The sequence below is a fragment of the Jiella marina genome, from assembly GCF_024359545.1.
Classification (GTDB): Bacteria; Pseudomonadota; Alphaproteobacteria; order Rhizobiales; family Rhizobiaceae; genus Jiella.
This window is the reverse complement of the sequence record NZ_JAKQZG010000001.1, coordinates 587,942-610,115: the sequence shown is the minus strand read 5'-3', so window position 1 is coordinate 610,115 and position 22,174 is coordinate 587,942. Positions and strand designations below refer to the sequence as shown.

General features: G+C 63.2%; 20 protein-coding genes. 5 read left to right on the top strand and 15 right to left on the bottom strand.

Features of this window, described 5'->3' with window-relative positions; all coding sequences use genetic code 11:
• Positions 1 to 143: 143 nt before the first annotated feature.
• The 4 genes from MF134_RS02845 to MF134_RS02830 all read right to left on the bottom strand — a co-directional run bounded on the left by MF134_RS02845 (position 144) and on the right by MF134_RS02830 (position 4,897).
• On the bottom strand, positions 144 to 1,028 hold the full coding sequence (locus MF134_RS02845; RefSeq protein WP_255337865.1) for a delta-class carbonic anhydrase: 885 nt from the start codon (positions 1,026 to 1,028) through the stop codon (positions 144 to 146).
• 204 nt (positions 1,029 to 1,232) lie between these two features.
• Positions 1,233 to 2,282, bottom strand: coding sequence for a substrate-binding domain-containing protein (locus MF134_RS02840; protein ID WP_457589940.1), 1,050 nt, complete (start codon positions 2,280 to 2,282; stop codon positions 1,233 to 1,235).
• Between the two features lie 69 nt (positions 2,283 to 2,351).
• Positions 2,352 to 3,341, bottom strand: a complete 990-nt coding sequence (locus tag MF134_RS02835) for an ABC transporter permease (protein ID WP_255337864.1) — start codon at positions 3,339 to 3,341, stop codon at positions 2,352 to 2,354.
• On the bottom strand, positions 3,338 to 4,897 hold the full coding sequence (locus tag MF134_RS02830) for a sugar ABC transporter ATP-binding protein (RefSeq protein WP_255337863.1): 1,560 nt from the start codon (positions 4,895 to 4,897) through the stop codon (positions 3,338 to 3,340). The genes MF134_RS02835 and MF134_RS02830 overlap by 4 nt, the downstream gene beginning before the upstream one ends.
• A gap of 174 nt (positions 4,898 to 5,071) precedes the next feature.
• On the opposite strand from MF134_RS02830, the gene mtnK reads away from it, so the two are divergent.
• Complete coding sequence (mtnK, locus tag MF134_RS02825; RefSeq protein WP_255337862.1) at positions 5,072 to 6,361, top strand: S-methyl-5-thioribose kinase; 1,290 nt, start codon at positions 5,072 to 5,074, stop codon at positions 6,359 to 6,361.
• Positions 6,358 to 7,464, top strand: a complete 1,107-nt coding sequence (gene mtnA, locus MF134_RS02820) for an S-methyl-5-thioribose-1-phosphate isomerase (protein WP_255337861.1) — start codon at positions 6,358 to 6,360, stop codon at positions 7,462 to 7,464. The genes mtnK and mtnA overlap by 4 nt, the downstream gene beginning before the upstream one ends.
• Before the next feature lie 346 nt (positions 7,465 to 7,810).
• Here the strand turns inward: mtnA and MF134_RS02815 are convergent, their stop codons facing one another.
• The 6 genes from MF134_RS02815 to MF134_RS02790 form a co-directional block, all read right to left on the bottom strand.
• Positions 7,811 to 8,752: a hypothetical protein gene (locus MF134_RS02815; RefSeq protein WP_255337860.1), complete on the bottom strand. Its 942-nt coding sequence runs from the start codon at positions 8,750 to 8,752 to the stop codon at positions 7,811 to 7,813.
• Positions 8,753 to 8,791: 39 nt separating this feature from the next.
• Positions 8,792 to 9,895, bottom strand: a complete 1,104-nt coding sequence (ychF, locus tag MF134_RS02810; protein WP_255337859.1) for a redox-regulated ATPase YchF — start codon at positions 9,893 to 9,895, stop codon at positions 8,792 to 8,794.
• A 121-nt stretch (positions 9,896 to 10,016) separates the two neighbouring features.
• Positions 10,017 to 10,748 (bottom strand): aminoacyl-tRNA hydrolase, encoded by a 732-nt coding sequence (pth, locus tag MF134_RS02805; protein WP_255337858.1) that lies wholly within the window; start codon positions 10,746 to 10,748, stop codon positions 10,017 to 10,019.
• Positions 10,749 to 10,870: 122 nt separating this feature from the next.
• Positions 10,871 to 11,569, bottom strand: coding sequence for a 50S ribosomal protein L25/general stress protein Ctc (locus tag MF134_RS02800; RefSeq protein ID WP_255337857.1), 699 nt, complete (start codon positions 11,567 to 11,569; stop codon positions 10,871 to 10,873).
• A 277-nt stretch (positions 11,570 to 11,846) separates the two neighbouring features.
• The gene (locus MF134_RS02795) at positions 11,847 to 12,563 is read right to left on the bottom strand and encodes a L,D-transpeptidase (RefSeq protein WP_255338018.1); all 717 of its coding nucleotides are present in this window, start codon (positions 12,561 to 12,563) and stop codon (positions 11,847 to 11,849) included.
• Between the two features lie 218 nt (positions 12,564 to 12,781).
• Positions 12,782 to 13,513, bottom strand: a complete 732-nt coding sequence (locus tag MF134_RS02790) for a L,D-transpeptidase (RefSeq protein ID WP_255337856.1) — start codon at positions 13,511 to 13,513, stop codon at positions 12,782 to 12,784.
• Positions 13,514 to 14,022: 509 nt separating this feature from the next.
• Here MF134_RS02790 and MF134_RS02785 point away from each other — a divergent pair.
• Positions 14,023 to 14,217, top strand: a complete 195-nt coding sequence (locus tag MF134_RS02785; RefSeq protein WP_255337855.1) for a hypothetical protein — start codon at positions 14,023 to 14,025, stop codon at positions 14,215 to 14,217.
• An 89-nt stretch (positions 14,218 to 14,306) separates the two neighbouring features.
• A complete protein-coding gene (locus MF134_RS02780) occupies positions 14,307 to 14,954 on the top strand; it encodes a DNA-3-methyladenine glycosylase I (protein ID WP_255337854.1) in 648 nt (215 codons plus the stop codon).
• 18 nt (positions 14,955 to 14,972) lie between these two features.
• Here the strand turns inward: MF134_RS02780 and MF134_RS02775 are convergent, their stop codons facing one another.
• From MF134_RS02775 to MF134_RS02765, 3 genes are read right to left on the bottom strand one after another with little or no spacing between them, the layout of a single operon-like run.
• On the bottom strand, positions 14,973 to 15,110 hold the full coding sequence (locus tag MF134_RS02775; RefSeq protein WP_255337853.1) for a DUF2474 domain-containing protein: 138 nt from the start codon (positions 15,108 to 15,110) through the stop codon (positions 14,973 to 14,975).
• Positions 15,107 to 16,105 carry a cytochrome d ubiquinol oxidase subunit II gene (gene cydB / locus MF134_RS02770; protein WP_457589939.1) on the bottom strand — a complete coding sequence of 333 codons (999 nt, stop codon included), beginning with the start codon at positions 16,103 to 16,105 and terminating at the stop codon, positions 15,107 to 15,109. Before cydB ends, MF134_RS02775 begins: the two co-directional genes overlap by 4 nt.
• A gap of 11 nt (positions 16,106 to 16,116) precedes the next feature.
• Positions 16,117 to 17,613 carry a cytochrome ubiquinol oxidase subunit I gene (locus MF134_RS02765; protein WP_255337851.1) on the bottom strand — a complete coding sequence of 499 codons (1,497 nt, stop codon included), beginning with the start codon at positions 17,611 to 17,613 and terminating at the stop codon, positions 16,117 to 16,119.
• A 141-nt stretch (positions 17,614 to 17,754) separates the two neighbouring features.
• Here MF134_RS02765 and MF134_RS02760 point away from each other — a divergent pair, with 141 nt between their 5' ends.
• Positions 17,755 to 19,047 (top strand): glycerate kinase type-2 family protein, encoded by a 1,293-nt coding sequence (locus MF134_RS02760; RefSeq protein ID WP_255337850.1) that lies wholly within the window; start codon positions 17,755 to 17,757, stop codon positions 19,045 to 19,047.
• 162 nt (positions 19,048 to 19,209) lie between these two features.
• Here the strand turns inward: MF134_RS02760 and MF134_RS02755 are convergent, their stop codons facing one another.
• Positions 19,210 to 20,559: a DEAD/DEAH box helicase gene (locus MF134_RS02755; RefSeq protein WP_255337849.1), complete on the bottom strand. Its 1,350-nt coding sequence runs from the start codon at positions 20,557 to 20,559 to the stop codon at positions 19,210 to 19,212.
• 283 nt (positions 20,560 to 20,842) lie between these two features.
• Positions 20,843 to 22,006: a D-alanyl-D-alanine carboxypeptidase family protein gene (locus MF134_RS02750; RefSeq protein WP_255337848.1), complete on the bottom strand. Its 1,164-nt coding sequence runs from the start codon at positions 22,004 to 22,006 to the stop codon at positions 20,843 to 20,845.
• Between the last annotated feature and the right edge of the window lie 168 nt (positions 22,007 to 22,174).

Genomic DNA, 22,174 nt, shown 5'->3' with positions numbered 1-22,174 from the left:
GCGTCAGAAATGGACGCGGCCGCACTCGCCGAGCTGGCAGGTGCGGCCTTTTTTATGCTTCGTCGCTGGTAGTCTTGGAAGCGGCGTCGTCGCCGGGTCGTCGGCAGATCAGGTGAAGTCGAGCGGGGAGGTCGTTGTCCGACCTATTCTACCCGCAGTCGATCGTCCCAGCTCTTCTCGGCCATATTGCGCTCGATCGGCGACAGCAGTTCGGGCGCGGTGACGAGTTCGCGAACCCCGTGCGAATGGTCTTCGCGGAAGATATTGCCGTTTTCAGCCCAGCGGTGCAGCGAGGAAATGTCGAGCTTGGCGCATTGCGGGCGGACGCTCCACGTCACCTGCAAGGGCGAACAGACAGCCTGACTGTATTTCGGCCCGGTGGTGGAGCCGGAATAGACGACCGGCGTGCCGGTGTTCTTCGGCAGGGCAATTGGCTGGTGCAACTTGCCGCGCATCTCGCCGCGATAGTTGAAGTCGGTGAAGTCCAGCGCGCCAGGGTCGTTCACGACCAGAAAGGTCTGCGCCTCGACGCGCAGCGTGGGATTCGTGCAGCTCTCGGTCAGACATGATCCGAGTCCCTGACCCGGCTTCACGTCGCAGGAACTGAAGACCCAGTGTACTTCGATCGTGTCGCCCGGTTTGACACCCTCGAATGCCCCATGGCCGCCACTCGGGTCTTCGAGTTCTGCTTCCGTCAGGCCGGCGCTGCCATTGCACTGGTAGCCGCCATGTTCGCCGTGGCCGGCAAAGACTGCGAAGCCGGGACCCTTGTGTTCGGCATTGGTGTGGGTGTGGATGTTGCAGAGATTCAGCTTTTCGGGAGCCGGTGCCTGACCGAAGATTCGCTGATTGAGTCCTTCGAAGGAGGTGATGTCGCGCGGTGCCTGTGGGCCGAACCCTTCGCAGAGCCCGGCGTCGTCGCCGCTTTCGAGTTCGTGTTGGACGCTCTCGGCCTTAGAGGGAACCGATGTCAGAAGAGCCGCTGCGAGGGCTATCACTCCAACGGAAACAAAACTCTTGGGCAACATGAAGAACCGACCTCCACAACGCGCGACACGGCAAACCTGACAATGAGCGTTGAATAGGGGATCGAGCTTAGAAAAGCGTTTCCGGCCAAGGGCTAAAACGAACAACGGCGCCGGGGAAGGCGCCGTTGGTTGAAGAGTTGTTGCTACCGCAGCCAAAGCACTTTCAGTGAGCCGGCTGCCGGTCGGAAGGCCCCCAAAGGCCGGTCACTCGCCCGTCGCCGGCATCCAGTCGGGCTTGGCGACGTCCGTCGTGGCGAATTGCGGCAGTTTCTGAGAAAGCTCGTCCATGTTGTTGATATCTTTCTCCATCAGCATGTCGCGGGTCACCAGCGTCGGCGGCACGACAACGTTGTGGCCGGGATCTTCACCCGCGAGCAGCATGGCGAGCGCGCGCACCGAGACCTCGCCGATCAACTCCGGATTCGTCGCCGCAGTGGCGACCCAGGCGCTCGGCTCCTCGCGCATCGCCTGGATGTCCGCGGTCGAAATGTCGGCCGAATAGATCTTGATGTCGGAGGAAAGGCCCGCCTCGTCGACCGCGATCTTCACGCCCTTGGCGAACTCGTCATAAGGCGCAAAGACGACCGTGACGCCCGGGTTGGCGCGCAGCACTGCCGAGGCTTGGTTGGCAACCGAATTGGCGATCGGATTGTCCAGCGTGCCGAACTGTGCGGCTTCCTCGATCCCCGGATACTTTTCCTTAAATTCGCGCCAAGTCTCGTCGCGGCGATCGAGCGGGGCGATGCCGGGCACGTAGACATAGGCGGCCTCGAACTCCTCGCCATTGTCCGCGATCGCCTGTTCCAGAGCCAGACGGGCGAGGTCGCGGTCGCTCTGCTCGATCTGCGGAACGGCCTCGTTCTCGACGTCCACGTCGAAGGCGACGACCTTGATGCCGGCATCGACGGCCCGCTGAACGGCGGCCGTCATGGACTCGGTCAGCCCGTGCTGGACGATGATGCCGTCGACGCCGAGCGCGATCGCCTGGTCGACCATGTCGGCCTGGAGGGCGGCGTCCTGTCGGGAGTCGAGCACGCGCAGTTCCACACCCAGGGCCTTCGCCTGCTCCTGCACGCCCGTGAGATAGGCCTGGAAGAAGTCGCCGGTCGAGAGATAGCGCACCAGCGCGATCTCGACGTCACCGGCATTGTCGAAGGGGGCGGGCATGTTCTGGGCCATCGACAGCGAGGTGCCGGAAAGCAGCGCTGCGGCACCGAGCGCAAGGCCGGCAAAGCGCCTGCGCGTGAAATTCATCAATTTCATGTCTCGTTTCCTCCCATTTTCATCGGCCGGGACCCGGCCGATCGTTCGGTTGCAGGGCCGTCAGCTTCCGGCTCGTCTGGTCATCGCAAAGGTAAAGAGCAGCGCGAGGACGAGCACGGCGCCTTTGACGGCATCCTGGGTGTAGTAAGGGGCGTTCATCATCGTCAGGCCCTGAAGAAGCATGCCGACGAAGAGCGCGCCCACGAGCGTGCCGAAGGCGTTAGGCTTCGCGGCGCCCAGCACGGCAAAACCGATCAGTGCGGCGGCCACGCCGTCGAGAAGCAGATTGTTGCCCGACGACACGTCGCCGCGCCCGACGCGGGCGGCCAGCAGAATGCCGCCGATCGCCGCAAAGCCGCCGGAAATCATGTAGGCGGCGATCTTGTAGCGATTCACCGGCGCGCCGGCGAGGCGGCTCGCCTGCTCGTTCGAGCCGATCGCGTACATGACCCGGCCCCAGCGGGTGAACTCCAGGAAGACGAAGATCGCGACCGCCAGGGCCAGCATCACGACGACCGACACCGGAACGATGTCGAACAGTCGCGAGCGGCCCAGCATCAGAAAGGACGGATCGAAACTTCCCGTGGCGGTCGAGCCATCCGGCAGGATCATGCCCTTGGCGATGGAGCGCCCTGCCGTCGGCACGAGCTGGAGGCCAAGGAGCAGGAACATCGTGCCGAGGGTCGCCAGGAGATCGGGGACGCGGCCATAGACGATGATCAGACCGTTGATGAAGCCGACGAAGAGCCCGAACGCCACGCACAGCATGACCGTCTCGACCGTGCCCCAGCCCCAGATCACCATGGCATAGGAGGCTGCCATCATCGAGGAGGCGGCAACCGAACCGATCGACAGGTCGAATCCGCCGACGACCAGCGTGCCGGTGACGCCGAGGGCGAGGATCGCGGTGATGGCGACGGACTGGAAGACGAAGACGAAGGAGCGGACCGACATGAAGGCCGGCTCGGCGGCGTAGAAGAACAGCGCCAGCCCGATGAGCAGCGCGAAGAATCCGTAGCGGATGGAGAGATCACGGACGGTGAGGGTCATCCGACGGCACTTTCCTGAACTTTGGGCATGTTTTCGGCGGTCTGGTCGCCGGCGACCTGGGCGAGAAGCAGCGACAGGTCGAGCTCGGGTCCGGTGCGATGGTCGCCGACGATCGTGTGGTCGGACATGACCAGGATCCGGTCGGCGACTTCCACTGCCTCGTCGATCTCGGTGACGAGGATCAGCGTGGCGCGGTCCGCCGCGGTCTCCCGGAGGCGCCGTCCGATGTCGTGCCGGGCGCGGATGTCGACGCCCTGAAACGGCTCGTCGAGGATCAGCAGTGTCGAAGGTTCGGACAGCCAGCGGCCGACCACGACCTTCTGCTGGTTGCCGCCCGACAACGTCGCCATGTGGTCGGTCTCCGACTGGCAGACGATCGAAAGATCCGCGATCGTCCGTTTCGCGCGGTGACGCTCGGCGCCGGAATCGATGAAGCCCGCCCGCGAGCGTCGTGTCAGGAAGGGCAGCGACAGATTGCGGGCGATGTCGAAGGCGGGGATCAGCGAGTTCGTGCCGCGGTCCTTGGCGGCCATGAACACGCCGGCCTCGATCGCCGCGCCGCTGGTCTTCGGGGCATAGGGCTGGCCGTTCAGGCGCATTTCGCCGGCGGCTGGACGCCTCACGCCGAAGATCGCTTCGGCGAACTCGCTCTTGCCGGTGCCGACAAGGCCGGTGATGGCGGTCACTTCGCCGGCCTGCAGGGCCATGGAGAACGGCCGCGACCAACTCTTCAGCTGGTAGTTCTCCACGGAAAACACCGTGGCATGCGCTTCACCCCGTTCCATCGCCGCCGGTCGCACAGTCTCGCCGAGCATTGCCGTCACCGCCGCCTCGTAATCGAGCGGCGGGCGGAATTCTCCGGTGATGCGGCCGTCGCGCAAAGTCACGATCCTATCTGCCAGCCGGCGGATGTCGGACATGCGATGAGTGATGTAGAGGATCGCCACGCCCCGTGAGCGCAACGTCTCGACGATGCCGAACAGCCTCTCGGCCTCACGCTGGGAGAGCGAGGAGGTCGGTTCGTCGAGAACCAGCACCTTGGGGTTTTCGGCGAGCGCCCGGCAGATGGCGACGAGCTGCCGGTCGGCAAGGGGAATATCGCGCACCGCCCGGTCGAGCGGCAAGGAGAGCCCGAGGATCGCCTGAATTTCGGCGGCCTCGCGCCTTGCACGCCGCGGCGAATAGAAGGACCCGGCCTTGCCCGAACACAGCCTGTCGAGGAGAAGGTTCTGGGTGACCGAAAGATCCGGCGCGACGCTGTCGTTGATCTGCTGATGCACGACCGACAGGCCGGCATTGAGCGCATCGATCGGCCGGTCCGGTTCGAAGGGCGCGCCGTCGAGCGTCAGCCGGCCGTCACCCGGCGGTTGGACGCCGGCGATGATCTTGACCAGCGTAGACTTGCCGGCACCGTTCGCGCCCATCAGCACCAGAACTTCACCGGCCGATACAGAAAGATCGACGCCCTTCAGAACGCGGTTCGGACCGAAGGACTTCTCGAGCCCCGCGATCTCCAGAACGCGATTGTTCGCCGGGGCCGCTTGGCCAGTCTGCATGATCATCCTTCCTCCCGGCGGTGACCGTATGCAAAAATTGTCGTAAGTCAACTGCAATTGACAATCGCATAAACGATGGGCAGCTTAAGGGAAAACGGGCGGTCGCTTCGGCTCCGTCCGCCGCGCGATCAGGCAGCTTCGGTCGCGGGCAAGCTGATTTCCGGGAGGATGGTCTTGAACCAACATCAGAAAGGCGAGGGCGGCTACCGCCCCTTCGACGTCGACAGCGTGAAGGGCTATCTTGCCTCAAATCCGGCGGTCGCCGAACGGCTCGGGGGTGGCGCCGAGGCGATGCAGGCCAGAGAGGTCGGCGACGGCAATCTCAACCTCGTCTTCATCATCGAGGGGCCGAAGGGCTCGGTCGTCGTCAAGCAGGCGCTTCCCTATGTGCGTCTCGTCGGCGATTCCTGGCCGCTGCCGTTGAAGCGTGCCTTCTTCGAATGGAACGCGCTGACTCGGCAGGCCGCGATCCTGCCGGACCGCGTGCCGAGCCTTTATCATTTCGACGAGACCAATGCCCTCGTGGTGATGGAGTACCTGTCGCCGCACATCATCCTGCGCAAGGAGCTGATTGCCGGCAAGCGGTTCGAGCACCTCGCCGAACACGCCGGCACGTTCCTCGCCGAGACCCTGTTTCGCACCTCCGACCTCCACATGGATACGGCGCAGAAGAAGGCGGATGTCGCGCTGTTTGCCGACAATGTCGCGCTCTGTGCGATCACCGAGAACCTCGTCTTCACCGAACCCTATTTCGATGCCGAGCTGAATCGCTGGACGACGCCGGAACTCGACGGTCCGGCGCTGGCGCTGCGCGGTGATCGGGCGGTCAAGATCGCGGCACAGGAGATGCTGCACCTCTTCACGGCGAAGACGGAAGCCCTCCTGCACGGTGATCTCCACACCGGATCGATCATGGTCACCGAGACCGACAGCCGTGTGATCGACCCGGAATTCGCCTTTTATGGCCCGATGGGCTTCGACATAGGGGCGCTGCTGGCCAATCTGTTCCTGGCCTATTTCTCACAGGACGGGCACGGGCAGCAGCCGGGCGCTCGCGACGAATACGGCGAATGGCTGCTGGAAACGACCGAAAAGGTCTGGCGGGTCTTCGCCGCGCGGTTTTCCAAGCTCTGGACGGAAGAGCGGACCGGTATCCTGTTCCCGCGCTCGATGTTCGAGGACCAAGGCGACCACGTGGGTGCGGCCGTCGCGCTCGAGCGCTTCCTCGATGGCGTCTTCACCGATACCACCGGATTTGCCGGCGCCAAGATGATCCGCCGGCTTGTCGGCCTTGCCCATGTCGAGGACATGGAATCGATCGAAGACCCTGCGACCCGCGCAGGCTGCGAGGCGAGGGCGCTTCAAATGGGCTGCGAGCTTCTCGTCAATCGCGGCCGGTTTTCCGACATTTCCGCACTGACCAATCTCGCACGGGCGATCCGCCGCGAAAGGACACAGCCATGAAAATCGGCGATCGTGATTTCCGTTCGATCTGGGCGGAGGAAGACGGCGAGCGCGTCGGCATCATCGACCAGACCAAGCTTCCGCACGAACTCAAGATCGTCCACCTCACCAATATGGAAGAGACCGCCACCGCGATCTCCGACATGTGGGTCCGGGGTGCACCGTTGATCGGGGCGACGGCGGCCTACGGCATGGCCTTTGCGCTTCGCAAGGATCCGTCGGACGCCGGTCTGGCGGAGGCCTACGACATTCTTCATGCCACCCGGCCCACCGCCATCAATCTGCGTTGGGCACTCGACGCCGTCCGGCAAAGGATCGGTGCACTGCCCGAGAGCGAGCGGGCGGAGGCGGCCTGGGCGCTAGCTGAGGAGATCTGCGATGAGGACGTCGAGACCAACCGCAGGATCGGCCAGAACGGGCTGAAACTGATCGAGGCGATCGCACGCGACAAGAAGCCGGGCGAGCCGGTGAATGTTCTCACTCACTGCAACGCCGGCTGGCTCGCCACCGTCGACTGGGGCACGGCGACGTCGCCGATCTATCTCGCCCATGAAAAGGGCATTCCCGTCCACGTCTATGTGGACGAGACGCGGCCGCGCAATCAGGGAGCAGGGCTGACCGCGTGGGAGCTTGCCAATCACGGTGTCGACCACACGCTGGTCGTCGACAATGCCGGTGGTCATCTGATGCAGCATGGCAAGGTCGATCTGTGCATCGTCGGCTCCGACCGCACCACCGCGCTCGGCGACGTCTGCAACAAGATCGGCACCTATCTGAAGGCGCTCGCCGCGCGCGACAACGGTGTGCCGTTCTATGCCGCCCTGCCGGCCTCGACCATCGACTGGACGGTGAGGAACGGCGTTGCCGAGATCCCGATCGAAGAGCGTGCCGGGGAGGAGGTCTCCCATATCATCGGCATCAACGATTCAGGGACTGTCGAGCGCGTGCGCATCTCGCCCGAAGCGACTCCCGTCTCGAACTACGCCTTCGACGTGACGCCGGCCCGGCTCGTGAGCGGCCTGATCACCGAGCGCGGCGTCTGCAACGCCAGCGAGGCGGGGCTGTCCGAGCTGTTTCCGGAGTACGCGAAGAAGCGGGCGTGAGCACGGCAGCGGAAAGGGACAATGGCCGATTGGCCCGCAGGTCGATCGGTCTCCATCTGCTATATGCTCTGTCGCGCGCAAATTTCCGAAGCAGCACGTGCATTCGCTCGGTAAAAGACGATTCTTAAATTAGTTTTCGTTAATAGCCGCTTCCAAGTACTTTCCAAGTCTTCCAGAGCGATTTCTTCGCCTCAAGCGAAGCTGCTCAATGGCCTCGTCTTTTGTAATCTCCCCGGCACGAAGTTTGCGATAAATGTCGCTAATTGAGGAGGCCAGCGGCGTCCGAACGAAGGTGCCCTTAGGTAGGCGACGGATGGTGCCGTGTGGCTTAGGTTTGTTCGCCATATCAATTTAGCTCCTCAAAGACCGATAGCCACGGCATATCGTTTCCGCAAATGCTAGTGCATAGAAGCACAAATGGCATCAGTTGCGTTGCAAGTTGAGTTCCGACATCCCCAAAAAACTCGTACGGCTTTGAGCTATCAACGCTGATGGCGCCGCATGCTCTAAAACCATCCTCTGCTGGTTCGATGAGGGGTAAAACCATAATGCTTCGATATCGCGGCGCTTCGTTGGGCACGCTGATGGATTTATATGGAAAAAATCGTTGCTTCTTGAAATCATTTACGACAAAATTTTTATTAAGTAGCATGGAATAATAGGCGATCGTCTGGCGGCACTCCACGACAGATCCAACCTGACGATTATCACTAGCTCTGCAAAATATCTTAAAATGGTCGCAGTCTTCGTCTGCAAAAGTCATGCAGGTAGCCTGAAGATAATCTGTTGATGTAGCATTTATTGTATATCTTGTTGAATGTATAATACATTCTAAAACGTTTTTTATTATAAGGCGCTTTTCGGCGTCGCTAGTCGGAATCTTTTCGCGATCAATATACCCAATTATTTCGTACATTAGATTGTAGGTTCGGGTGGAAACCTGGTCGACTTCTTCTCGTTTCGTATCAATATTTTCGGATAGATTCCTGACAAACCCAGATAGACCTTTAATGCATTGCAAACAGAATAAAATTGCGCAGATATAGAAAATAGCCCGCCCATTTACTTCTTGTTCCTTGAAGTACAAAGACCACCAAGGGGAAATCGTTATCAAAATGATAGAGAAAAATGAAACGGCAGTGCCCGATAGCCCTGCTATTGTCAGGCGACTCTTGAGCGTCTTCGGCAATTTATGGTGACAAAACCGCAAGGTCCAATCTCGGAAACGCTGGGTTTTGGTTGGTGGACTATCAATCCACTCAAAAATCTCATCTTCACAAACAGCCATTCGCCCACCAGAATCAAAAGGTGGCTTGATTTTACACTATTAGACGTTGAACTTGAAGTTCATCACGTCCCCGTCGACGACCACATATTCCTTGCCCTCGTCACGGGATTTGCCCGCTTCCTTGGCGCCTACCTCGCCGCCGAGCGAGACGAAGTCGTCGAAGGCGATGGTCTGGGCGCGGATGAAGCCCTTCTCGAAATCCGTATGGATGACGCCGGCGGCCTGGGGCGCCTTGGTGCCCTTGTTGATCGTCCAGGCGCGGGTCTCCTTTGGCCCGGCGGTGAAATAGGTGATCAGGTCGAGAAGTTCGTAACCGGCGCGGATGAGGCGGTCGAGACCGGGCTCGTGAAGCCCCATGGCTTCGAGATAGTCGCCGACTTCCTCTTCGGGAAGCTGGGCGATCTCCGCCTCGATCGCCGCCGAGATGATGACGGTACTCGCGCCCTGCTGCTCGGCCATCTTGGCGACGGCCTCGGAATGGGCATTGCCGGTCGAAGCGTCTTCCTCGGCAACGTTGCAGACGTAGAGGACGGGCTTGGAGGTCAGCAGATTGAGGTTGCGGAGCGCGCGCCGTTCCTCGGTATCCATGTCGGAGAGAAGGACGCGGACGGGCTTGCCGTCGTTCAGGACCTCCAGCGCCTTCTCCATGATCGGCAGGACGGCGATCGCCTCCTTGTCCTTGCCGGTCGCCTTCTTGCGGGTGTTCACCACCCGGCGCTCCAGGCTTTCGAGATCCGAGAGCATCAGCTCGGTCTCGACCGTCTCCGCATCGGCGACAGGATCGATCCGGCCTTCCACATGGGTGATGTCGTCATCCTCGAAGCATCTGAGAACGTGGACGATCGCATCGACCTCGCGGATATTGGCGAGGAACTGATTGCCGAGGCCTTCACCCTTGGAGGCACCGCGCACGAGGCCGGCGATGTCGACGAAGGTGATACGCGTCGGCAGGATGTTCGCCGACTTGGCGATCGCCGCGATGTCCTTCAGCCGCGGATCGGGCACCGGCACGTCGCCGGTGTTCGGCTCGATCGTGCAAAACGGATAGTTCGCGGCGGCGGCTGCGGCCGTCTTGGTGAGGGCGTTGAACAGCGTCGACTTGCCGACATTGGGCAGGCCGACGATCCCGCATCTGAAACCCATGGGGTCAGTCCTTCAAATTCGATCCGGACCGCCGAGCGATCCTGTTCTGGGGCGCTGTTTGCAGCCGAACGGGCAGGGGGTCAACAGCGCAAAATGGTTCTGGCGAGGGTGCGGGGACCGCTCAATCCTTCCCGCCAAACATCCGCTTCAGCATCTCCGCCATCGGTCCCTTCTCGGGCACTTTGACCGATGGCTTCGGCGAGCGGGCCTGATGGATATGGCTTTTCGCCTTCGGTGCCGGCTTCGCCAAGCCGGATCCCCTGGCGCCGGCGGGTTCTTCGCGGCCGCCGGTGGCGACGCTGACCTTGTTCATGAACAGGCCGTCGTCGCCCTTCACCAGGCTCTCGACATTGCGGGCGATCGCCTCGAGAAACGGCTCGAGCCATTCCCGGTCGGCTTTCGAGAAATCGCCGAGGACGTGCGGGTTCACCGCCTCCTTGCGACCGGGATGTCCGATACCGAGGCGCACCCGGCGATAGTCCTTCGTGCCAAGATGGGCGTCGATCGACTTCAAGCCGTTATGGCCGCCATGACCGCCGCCGGTCTTGACCCGGAGCTTGCCCGGCGCGAGGTCGAGTTCGTCATGGATCACAATGATCTGCGAGGGCTCCAGCTTGTAGAAGCGGGCGGCCTCTCCGACCGAGCGGCCTGATTCATTCATGAAGGTCTGGGGCTTCAGGAGGAGCACCTTCTCGCCGCCGATCTGGCCCTCGGTGACTTCTCCGGCAAACTTCTTGGAAAAGGCGGGGAAATTTGCCTGCCGGGCGATTTCGTCGACGCTCATGAAGCCGATATTGTGCCTGTGGCCGACATAGCGTGGCCCGGGATTGCCCAGGCCGGCGATCAGAAGCATCGTCGAACTCCCTTATCGGGTCGGGCGCCGCGGCGCGCCGGCGGTCTTCAGAGATTGGCCTCATACGAAAACGGCCGGACATTGCCCGGCCGTCGTCTTGCATGAAAGGGTACGGACCCGGCTTACTCTTCGTTCGCCTTGGTCTCGCCTTCGACGGTCTGGGCGCGCTGCTCGGTGACTTCGGTCTGCTCGACCTCGTCGTCCTGCGGTGCCTCGCCTTCGTCGATGTCACCCTCTTCTTCCTCCGAACGCAGCGCTGCCGGCGTCGCGATCGTGGCGATGGTGAAGTCGCGGTCGGTGATGGTCAGTTCGACGCCCTTCGGCAGGTCCAGCGCCGAGGCATGAACGGAATCGCCGATATCCAGGCCGGACAGGTCGATCGTGAAATATTCGGGGATGCTTCCCGCGGGCGCTTCGACTTCGACCTCGTGGCGAACGACGTTCAACGTGCCGCCGCGGGTGATGCCCGCACAGTCGTCCTCGTTCTCGAAGTGAACGGGGATGTTGACCGTAACCCGCGTGCTCTCGGAAACGCGGAGGAAATCCACGTGCATCAGGAAGTCGCGAACCGGCTCGAGCTGGTAGTCTTTCGGCAGAACCTTGATCTGCTTGCCGTTGACCTCGATTGTCGCGATGTTCGTCATGAAGCCACCGGCGTGGAGCGCCAAGTTGGTTTCCTTGTAGGGGATCGCGATCGGGAGCGGCTGTTCCTTGCCGCCATAGATGACGGCGGGAATCATGTTGTTGCGGCGCAGATATCTGGCGGCCCCCTTGCCGACCTTGTCGCGCGCCTCGGCCTTGACCGTGAAGGTCTGGTGCATGGCGTTACGTCCTTTTTCGAATCGAGGGGTCGTCCGGGCCCCATGCCCGAAACGACGAAAAGCGGACCTTTCGCAAGGACCGCTCAACTCCGCGCTGCCTCCAAGGGTGTCTGCGCGGACAAGGGCGCTATAGCGCAAGGTCGCCCGGCGAACAAGGGCAATGGCCGCGCTGAGGTCCGCCGAATGGACGTCTGCCCTTCAAACGCGAACCGCGCCGCTCGCCTGGAGGAACGAGCGACGCGGGCAGAGGAGGTCAGTTCATTCAATCGAGGCCGGTTCAGCCCCCGAAGAGGACATCGAGGAGGTTCGGTGCCGCAGCGGCTCCGAGTTCGGAATAGATCCGGTTCGCACCGCGGCCGTCAGGGCCGATGACGACGACCTTGGAGCCCACGGGAACGCGGCTGTAGAGATGTTCCACATCTTGGTTCATCATGCGGATGCAGCCCGAGGACATCTGCTGGCCGATCGTCCAGGGCTGATTGGTGCCATGGATCCGGAACAGGGAATCGCGACCGCCGCGGTAGAGATACATGGCGCGGGCGCCGAGCGGGTTGGCAGGGCCACCTTCCATATAGGCCGGCAGATTGCGGCCCTTCTTGCGCTCACGGATGATCATCGCCTTCGGGGGCGTCCAGCCCGGCCACTCCGCCTTGCGGCCCACCTTCATCGTACCGGACCAGCCGAAGCCTTCGCGACCGACGCCGACGCCATAGCGCGTGGCCAGTCCATTACCCTCGACGAAATAGAGATAGCGGCGGCTCGAATCGACGATGACCGTGCCGGGTTTTTCGGCCGTCTGGATGCGCACCTGCTTGCGCATGAACTGGGCGGCGGGGCGGCGGGTCTTCTGCGCCCGGTGATGCAGCCTGTTGGCGTCCACCGTCTCAAACGAGCGGGTCGCGTAGTTGTAGCGCTGCACCGTCTCGGCAGACGCCTCGCTGGCCAGACCAGCAAACATACCCACGGCCGCAATGGCCAATCCGATTGTCTTCATCGGTCCCATGATTCTCGATCTCCTGCCCGTCATTACGACGTGTTTTGATAGATATGCCCGCCTTGATGGTCGGGTCAGTTTGGGCACCCGGCCTGGACTGTCATGATCGCGACACAGTCAAGACACCGTTTTGCCATGTTCGGAACGCCCTGATCGGCCAAACGATCCATGCCGTTCCGTCATCTGTGATGAACTGTTTGTGATTTCCGCGTCAAACGTCAGAGCACCACGACCTTGGTTCCCACACCGACGCGTTCGTAGAGATCGGTAACGTCCTCGTTGCGCATGCGAATGCAGCCCGAGGAGACGAAACGACCGATGGTCCACGGCTGGTTGGTTCCATGGATGCGGTAGAGCGTCGATCCGAGATAGAGGGCGCGCGCGCCCAGCGGATTGGCGATGCCACCCTTCATGTGAGCGGGCAGAATGCGGCCCTTCTTGCGCTCGCGGGCGATCATCTGCGGCGGCGGCGTCCAGCCCGGCCACTCGGCCTTGCGGGTGATGCGGTGGGTGCCGCTCCAGCGAAAGCCCGGCTTGCCGACGCCGACGCCATAGCGCCGGGCCGTGCCGTTCTGGCCGACGAGGTAGAGGAGGCGGGCCTTGGAATCGATCACGATCGTGCCGGGCTTCTCCCTGCCGTGATAGGCGACCTGCTGAGGCAGGAATTCCGGCGCGATCATCTGCGAGGGACGGACATTGCGCGTCGCGGGGTCGGGGGTCGACGGAGCGCGATACGCCGCATGCACATTGGCCGACCCGCCGGAACCGGGCCGGCGAGCGTCCAGGACGACACCGCTGGGTGAGGCAAATTGCAGAAGCCAGGGGCTTCCGATGCCCGGTGCGATCGTGACGGCGGGCCTGGAGCGATAGCGGTCCTCGGCCTTGGCCGTCCCGGCTGTGCCGAAGCCAGCCGCCAGCACCATCGCGGCGAGGGCGATGTTTCGATGCATGCCAGTCTCCTCGTGTGACATTCGGCCGCGGTGTGACCAGGCCGATACGGCAAAGTCTCACCTGAAACGGCAATCGAATGGTTAACCGGCGGTCGTCTCATCGACGCAGAACAGGAAACCATTTCATAGGGTTAATGAAGGGTTTCGAGTGTCGCCAGGGCTCGTCGCGCCGGGGGTGCGGCTCATTCCCGGGTACCAGCTTGCAGGCGCGGCACGGCATGCTTTGGGCAAGCAAGAGATGGAAAAATGGGCTGTCTAGCAAAATGCCCTTTACTTGGGCATTGTGCATTGCAGCATTTTCGCAAGCCTGTCCTCATCTGGTCGTTCCACTGGCCGGATGAACCAGCGGCCGCAAGAGCCGCGAGACGACAAATGGGCTGCGACCGTGCCGCTTCGGCGGACGGGGCGGCGACAGGGATGGCGCTCGAAGGAATAGCCAGGTCCGGGCGGAGGACGGACGGAACCACGACCCGCCGCGTCAGGAGGAGCGGCCTTTACGGAGCAGATCGATGATCTCCCTGACCCTCTTGTTGTGCCTGAATTCCAATCCGACCGACTGTCACAAGGAAGACGTCGCCTTCGACGGCTCGATCATGCAATGCGCGCTGTTCGGCCAGGCTGCTGCCGCGAACTACATGCGCGGCCGGCCGAAATGGTATGTCAAGCAATACCGCTGTGGCAGCGCTCGTCTGACCGACGCCTGAGAGGCGGGGGTCTTCGCCGCGAGAGCGCCTTGCCGTCATTCCCCTCGATCTTGCTTGTCACGCGTCTGGCCTGATGCCATGAGACCATCATGGCAGAGGGACAGGACATCGCTGGCGGGCTGATCCTGCGGGAAGACGGGACCCGGGGCTGTTCCTGGCACGGGGACGACCCGCTCTATCGTCGCTATCATGACGAGGAGTGGGGGCGGCCCGCTGCCGATGACGATCGCCTGTTCGAGAAGCTATGCCTCGAAGGGTTTCAGGCCGGGCTCTCCTGGCTGACCATCCTGCGCAAGCGCGAGGCCTTCCGCTCCGGGTTCCACGGTTTTTCGATCGCCCGCGTGGCCGAGATGAATGACCGGGACATCGAGCGCCTTCTGGCTGACCCTGGAATCGTGCGCCATCGCGGCAAGATCGCCTCGGCGATCAACAATGCCCGTCGGGCGCGCGAACTCCAGGCAGATCATGGCTCGCTCGCCGCCTTTCTCTGGTCTTTCGAGCCGTCCGCCGAGGAACGCCCGCACGCGGTGACTGCCGAGTTCCTCCGCGCGACCCCGTCGAGCCCCGCCTCGACGCGCCTTTCCAAGGCCTTGAAGAAGGCCGGCTTCACCTTCGTCGGCCCGACGACGGTCTATGCCTTCATGCAGTCCATGGGCTTCGTCAACGATCACATCGAGGGGTGCGCCGTCCGTTCGGCCTGCGAAGCCGAACGAGATCGCTTCGTCCGCCCGAAGTGAGCGGTTCGCTCCCAATCGTCAGCCGATCAGGACAAGCCTGATCCCGTAGGCGACGACCCCGATCAGCGCGACGCTCCCGGCCCAGAGCCCGACGAACCACGCAATGCGTTTCCAAGCCGGACCGCGGCTTTCCCGTCTGACATCGTCGGGGGTCAATGGTAACCCTCGCCCTCGCGCACCTTGCCGCGGAAGATCCAGTAGGCGAAGGCGGTGTAGGCCAGAATGACCGGGATCAGCACCGCCGCTCCGACCAGCAGGAACTTCAGGCTGGATTCGGGAGCTGCCGCCTGCCAGATGGTGACGTCCGGCGGGATGATGTGGGGATAGAAATTGATCCCGAGCCCGACGAAGCACAACAGGAACAGCGCCAGGGCCGACAGGAACGGTCGATGGTGCTTGCCTGACCAGAGAGCCTGAAAGAGGCTGAAGGCGGCCAGAGCCACAAGGAGTGGCACCCAGGCCACGTAGAAGAACTGCGGCAGCGTGAACCAGCGGATGTAGAATTCGGCCTGCTCGAACGGCATCCAGGCACTGACGACGGCGATCGCGACAAGGGTGGAGACGCCGAAGAAGTAGGCGTAGCGGCGGGCCAGATCGTGCACCTCGCCTTCGGTCTTCATTACCAGCCAGGTCGCGCCGAGGAGCGTGTAGCCGACGACGACGGCGACGCCCGTCATCATCGTGAACGGGGTGAGCCAGTCCCACCATCCGCCGGCATAGGCGCGGCCTTCGACCTCGATTCCCTGAACCAGAGCACCAAGGGCCACGCCCTGACAGAAGGCCGCGACGAACGAGCCGAGGAAGAAGGAGGCGTCCCACATCCAGCGGCCGCGAACCGTCTTGAAGCGGTATTCGAAGGCGACACCTCGGAAGATGAGCCCCAGCAACATGGCGATGATCGGCGCGTAGATCGCCGGCATGATGATGGCATAGGCCAGCGGAAACACGGCAAACAGGCCGCCGCCGCCGAGGATAAGCCATGTCTCGTTGCCGTCCCAGATCGGGGCGACGGAGTTCATCGCGACGTCGCGGTTTTCGTGCCGCCCGAGCAGCGGGAAGAGGATGCCTGTGCCGAGGTCGAAACCGTCGAGGATGACATAGGCGACGACGGCAAAGGCGATCAGAAACGCCCAGAGGACTGCGAGATCCATCATGCGTCTCCCTATTCTGCCGGGTCCGGCGCGCGCCGGCCTTCGAGGGAGGGGGCGGGCGTGATGCCCGCCGCCCGGGTCGGATGGTGCGGCGTTTCATCCTCGAAGGGCGTCGGAGCCTTGCCCATCAGACGCAGGATATAGAAGGTCCCCGCGCCGAAAAGCAGGAAATAGACGATGATGAAGGCGACGAGGGAAGCGCCGACCGCCGGCGCACCGATCGGCGAATGGCTCTCGGCGGTCCGGAGAAGCCCGTAAACGGTGTAGGGCTGACGGCCCATCTCCGTCGTCACCCAGCCGCAGAGAACGGCGATGAAGCCGGCCGGCGACATGGCGATCATCGCCCGTTGCAGCCACTCTGAATCGTACAGGCTTCCCCGGAAGCGCTTGAAGAGCGACCAGAGGCCGATGCCGAGCATGGCGAAACCGATCGCGACCATGACCCGGAAGGTCCAGAAGACCACCGTCGAATTCGGCCATTCGTCGCGGGGGAACTCCTTCAGCCCCTTGATTTCGCCGTCCCAGCTATGGGTGAGGATCAGCGAACCGAGATAGGGAAGCTTCACCTCGTAGTCGACTTCCGCGGTTTCCATGTTGGGGATGCCGAAGATGGTGAGACCCATCGGGCCGTCGACATTGGTCTCGAAATGACCCTCCATCGCCGCGAGCTTGGCCGGCTGGTATTCCAGCGTGTTCAGCCCGTGCTGGTCGCCCGCGAAGATCTGGATCGGCGCTACGATCGTCGCCATCCAGAGCGCCATGGAAAACATGGTGCGGGCACTCTGATTGTAGCGATTGCGCAGGAGATGGAACGCGCCGACTCCGCCCACGACGAAGGCCGTGGTGAGATAGGCGGCCAGCACCATGTGCACAAAACGGTACGGGAATGACGGGTTGAAGACGATAGCCCACCAGTCTTCGGGGACGAACTGTCCGCCCGTCGGTGCATCGGGCAAGACGGACGTACCGCTCGCCACCGTGTCCGCAACCCAGGGTGCGGTTTCGATGGGGACGTACGGAGCGATGGAAAAGCCTTGCGGCGTGTGCATCCAGGAGTTCACCGACAGGATCCAGAAGGCGGAGAACAGCGTGCCGACCGCCACCACCAGGGTGGCGAAGAAATGCAAGCCATTGCCGACGCGCTTCTGGCCGAACAGCATGATGCCGAGGAAGCCCGCTTCGAGGAAGAAGGCCGAGAGGACCTCGTAGCCCATCAGGGGGCCGAGGACCGGTCCCGTCTTGTCCGAAAAGACCGACCAGTTCGTCCCGAACTGGTAGCTCATCACGATACCGGAGACGACGCCCATGCCGAAGGAGACGGCGAAGATCTTTACCCAGTACTTGAAGGTGTCCATGTAGACCGGCTTGCCGGTCGCGAGCCACAAGCCTTCCAGGACCGCCAGATAGGACGCCAGGCCGATCGTGAAGGCCGGGAAGATGATGTGGAACGAGACCGTGAAGGCGAACTGGAAACGGGCCAGATTGACCGGATCGAAGCCCTCGAACATGGGATGGCTCCCGATTGTTTCGGATGGACGGGGTTTGCACCCAATGTAGCGATCCCGCAACACCGCGCGAGGCAGGTGCGACCATTTTTGCCCCCATAGGCGCTATGCGATTTCGAGGGGGCTCTCACGGAGGAGACGAGCATGGACGAAGCGCGCGCGAAGCAGGAGCTCGAGACGATCTTTTCGACCGCGGTCGAGGCTGCACATCCGGAAAAGATTCTGGCTGCTCATCTGCCGGAGCCACCACAAGGGCGCATCATCGTGCTGGCGGCCGGCAAGGCCGCAGCCTCGATGGCCGCCGCGGCCTTCGTGCATTATCACGAGAAGGCCGGGCTCGACCCCGCGCGCATCACTGGCGTCGCCGTGACGCGCGAGGGTTATGCGCTGCCGGCCGGACCGATCCGCGTGGTCGAGGCCGGGCATCCGGTCCCGAGCGAGGAAGGCCTTGCGGCGACCGCCGAGGTCCTGGAACTCACCGCGGGAGCGACGTCGGACGATCTGGTGCTTGCGCTGATTTCGGGCGGAGGTTCGGCCAACTGGCTGCTGCCGGCCAAGGGGATCTCGCTCGCCGACAAGCAGGCCGTGGCCAAGGCCTTGCTCAGAAGCGGCGCGGGGATCAGCGAGATCAACTGCGTCCGCAAGCATCTCTCCCAGATCAAGGGCGGCCGCCTGGCCGCCGCCGCACGCGCCGGCGGTGCGAAGCTGGTCACGCTGGCGATTTCCGACGTGCCGGGCGACGATCCGAGCGTGATTGCCTCCGGTCCGACGGTGCCCGATTCGACGACGCTGGCCGATGCACGGGCGATCGTCGAACGGCGCGGCATTTCGCTTCCGCCGAGCTGTTCGGCCGCGCTGAACGATCCGGCAAACGAGACGCCGAAGCCGGGGGATCCGATGTTCGAGGGCGCAAGCTTCGAAATCGTGGCCACTCCTGCCATGGCCCTCGACGCCGCCGCGAAGGCCGCGCAGGAGGCGGGCTATACGGTCGACAATCTCGGTGGCGACATCGAAGGGGAAGCCCGAGAGGTCGCGGGCGAGCACGCGAAGCTAGCCCTTGCCGCGCGTGAGCAGGGTCAGAAACGAGCAATCCTGTCCGGCGGTGAGCTCACCGTGACGATCCGTGGCGAGGGCAGGGGCGGCCCGAACCAGGAATACGCTCTGGCGCTGGCGATCGCCCTCGGCGGCGTCGAGGGAATCGCTGCGCTCTCCGGGGACACGGATGGTACCGACGGGGGAACGGGCTTGGCCACGGATCCGGCCGGCGCCTTTGTGTTGCCCTCGACGCTCGAGCGGGCGCGCAGCGCTGGCGTCGACCCGAAGGAGGCGCTCGCGACCAATGATTCGACCGGCTTCTTCACGGCAGTCGGCGATCTCTACGAGCCGGGTCCCACCCACACGAACGTCAATGACTGCCGCATCATCCTGATCGGCTGAGGCCGAAACAGAACGGCGGCGGACGGGCCGAAGCCCGCCGCCGCCGAGAGCGATTGCCATGCCTGTCGCAGGAGAGACGGAGTATACGCCGCGACCCGCAAATTCCGGTCGCTATGCGGATTTCACCGCCTTCCGGACGACTGGTTATCCAGCCTGAAGCGATCAGCCGCCGCTTGCGGCGCGGCGTTCCGAACCGCCCGAGCGGCGGCGGCCACCCTGCCGGGACCGACCGCCATTGTTGCCGCTCTTCTCCGCGCCTGCCGGTTTGGACCGGGGCCGCGACGAGGCGCCGGGCTTGCCGCCGCGGCGGTTGCGATTGCGTGGCGCCTGGTTCCGGCGGCCATCGCCTTCGGAGTCGGCCGCGCTACCCGCGGGGATCTCGTAGCCGGCGTCGATCGGCTCCAGCGTCTGGCGGGTGAGGCGCGCGATCGCCTTGAGCTTCGAGCGCTCGGACGGGTCGACCAGCGAAACCGCGACGCCCGAGCGTCCGGCGCGCGCGGTGCGGCCGATGCGGTGCACGTAGCTTTCCGGCTCTTCCGGCAGATCGAAATTCACCACATGGCTGATGTCGTCCACATGGATGCCGCGCGCCACGATGTCGGTGGCGACAAGCACCTGCGCATCGCCCTTGTGGAACTGCGCAAGCGCTTTCTGCCGGGCGGCCTGGCTCTTGTTGCCATGGATCGCCAGCGCAGTGATGCCAGCCTTTTCCAGATCGCCGGTCAGCCGGTTGGCACCATGCTTGGTGCGCGTGAAGATCACCACCCGCGAATAGTCGGGCTTGCCAAGCTGGTCGATCAGCCAGAGCTTCTTCGCCTTCTGGGGAACCAGATAGACGCTCTGGGCGATCTTCTCGACGGTGACGACTTCCGGCGTCACCTCGACGCGCACCGGCTTGGTCAGGATGCGTGCTGCGAGCTCCTCGATCGATTTCGGCATGGTGGCCGAGAACAGGAGCGACTGGCGCTCGTTCGGCAGTTCGCGGACGATCTTCATGACGTCGCGCACGAAGCCCATGTCGAGCATCCGGTCGGCCTCGTCGAGAACCACGTGGCGAACCTGCGAAAGGTCGACGGCATTCTGCTGGATGAGGTCGAGGAGCCGTCCGGGCGTCGCGACGAGAACGTCGAGGCCGCGGCGAAGCTTCTCGATCTGCGGGCGGATGGAAACGCCGCCGAAGACCGTCGTATGGCTGATTTTCGTGCCGTCGGTGTAGGTCTTCACATTGTCGGCGATCTGCGAGGCGAGCTCGCGGGTCGGCGTCAGGACGAGGACCTTCGCCGTCTTCGGCGCCGGGCGCCCGCCCTTCTGGATCAGGGAATGAAGGATCGGAAGCAGGAAGGCAGCGGTCTTGCCGGTGCCGGTCTGGGCGATTCCGAGAACGTCGCGGCCTTCCATGACCGGCGGGATCGCCTGGCCCTGGATAGGAGTGGGTTGATGGATGTCGGCGCGCGCAAGTGCGGCGACGAGCGTATCGGCCAGGCCGAACGCCGTGAAATCTTGATGAGTCAAACTGTGCCTTTGAATGCGGCGGGAACGGTTCGTTCCCTTCGATAGTGCCGATCGTCTTCGCGCGGGCGGACGTCTCGGCGGGCCGTGTCGGGCAGGTTTGCGGCCTGAAGGCAGCAAGACCGATCCGAAGTCGTCGGGTGGCTTCGAGTTTTCAGGAGAAGCAGTCTGAACGACGATCGCGCGATCACGGCGTGACGAAGCTCATATCGGTGTTTAGACGCCGCGCGTCAAGCCAATTCGGTGATCTCGCGCCACTTGCTGAATGACAGGCGCAAGTCCCGGATCAGCGTGCCTCCCACGAGAGATGGCCCACGATCGTGTCGGCGATCCGCATGAAGAGGTTCTCCCGCGGCACGGCGGACTCCGCATAAAGCGGCACCTGACGGAGCGTTTCGTCGCCGCGCGAAAACACCGCCCAGCCGACGCGTTGCCCCTCGGCGACCGGCGCGGGGAGTGGGCCGTTGTCGACGATCTGCCGGGAAACGTCTGCCAGACTGCCCCGCGGCACGAGCATCTTGAGCGGTTCCTCGGCCACGAGGGTGACACTGCTGCTCGTGCCGCCGCGAACCGTAGCTTCGCCCACCGGCGCGTTGGCTTCAATGAGCGTGACTTCCTCGAAATCCTGCAGGCCGAAATTCATCAACCGGCTCGCCTCGCGCGCCCGCTCCTCCGACGAATCCATGCCTGACATGGCCAGCACGATGCGCCGGCCATCCTTGGATGCCGAGGCAACGAGGCCATAGCCGGAGGCTGCGGTGTGGCCAGTCTTCAGCCCGTCGGCTCCCAACTGGAGCAGGGGATTGCGGTTCTTCTGCGTAATCTTGTTGTAGGTGAAGCTCTCCTGCGAGAAGAGCGGGTACTCGTCCGGAAAGGTCTTGATCAGGTATTCGGCGAGCACCGCCAGATCGCGCATCGTGACTTGCTGTCCGGGGGCGGGCAGGCCGTGCGGATTGACGAAATGGGAGTGGGAGAGGCCGATCTTCGCGGCAAGTGCGTTCATTTCCTCGGCGAAAGCCTCGATCCCGCCTGACAGGCCCTCGGCCATGACGATGGCCGCGTCGTTCCCCGACTGAACGACGAGCCCCTTGATCAGATCGTCCAGGCTGACGGTGGAGCCGACCGGCAGGAACATGGTCGAGCCGCCGGAGCCCGCACCGCCCGTGCGCCAGGCGTATTCCGAGACCTCGAAGGTCTGGTCCTTGGTTGCTTCACCCCTGGCGATCTTGTCGAAGACGACCGCGACGGTCATCAGCTTGGCGAGGCTTGCGGGCGGAATGGGTTCGTCTGCGTTCTTCTCATAGAGCACGCGGCTCGTTCCGACATCGATCAGGATCGCCGTCGGGGCCGTCGTCTCAAAAGCCCGGGCGGACGTCGCCCAGGCTGCTGCGAGGACGAGTAAGGCGAGGGGCCAGACGAAAAGGCGGGGAAGGGCGCGCGCTGTCGACATGACTTTCGCCTAGCCGGTGCCTCGTTGCGCTTCAAGCACTTCACGAATCTTTGGCAGAGTCCACGGGTGGGCCGGGAGACGACCAAGGGCGTCCTCTTGACGGGGGCGCTCGAAAGCACGTGACAGCCGGCAAACAGTCTGTCAGAAGCCGGACATGCGCATGCTTCG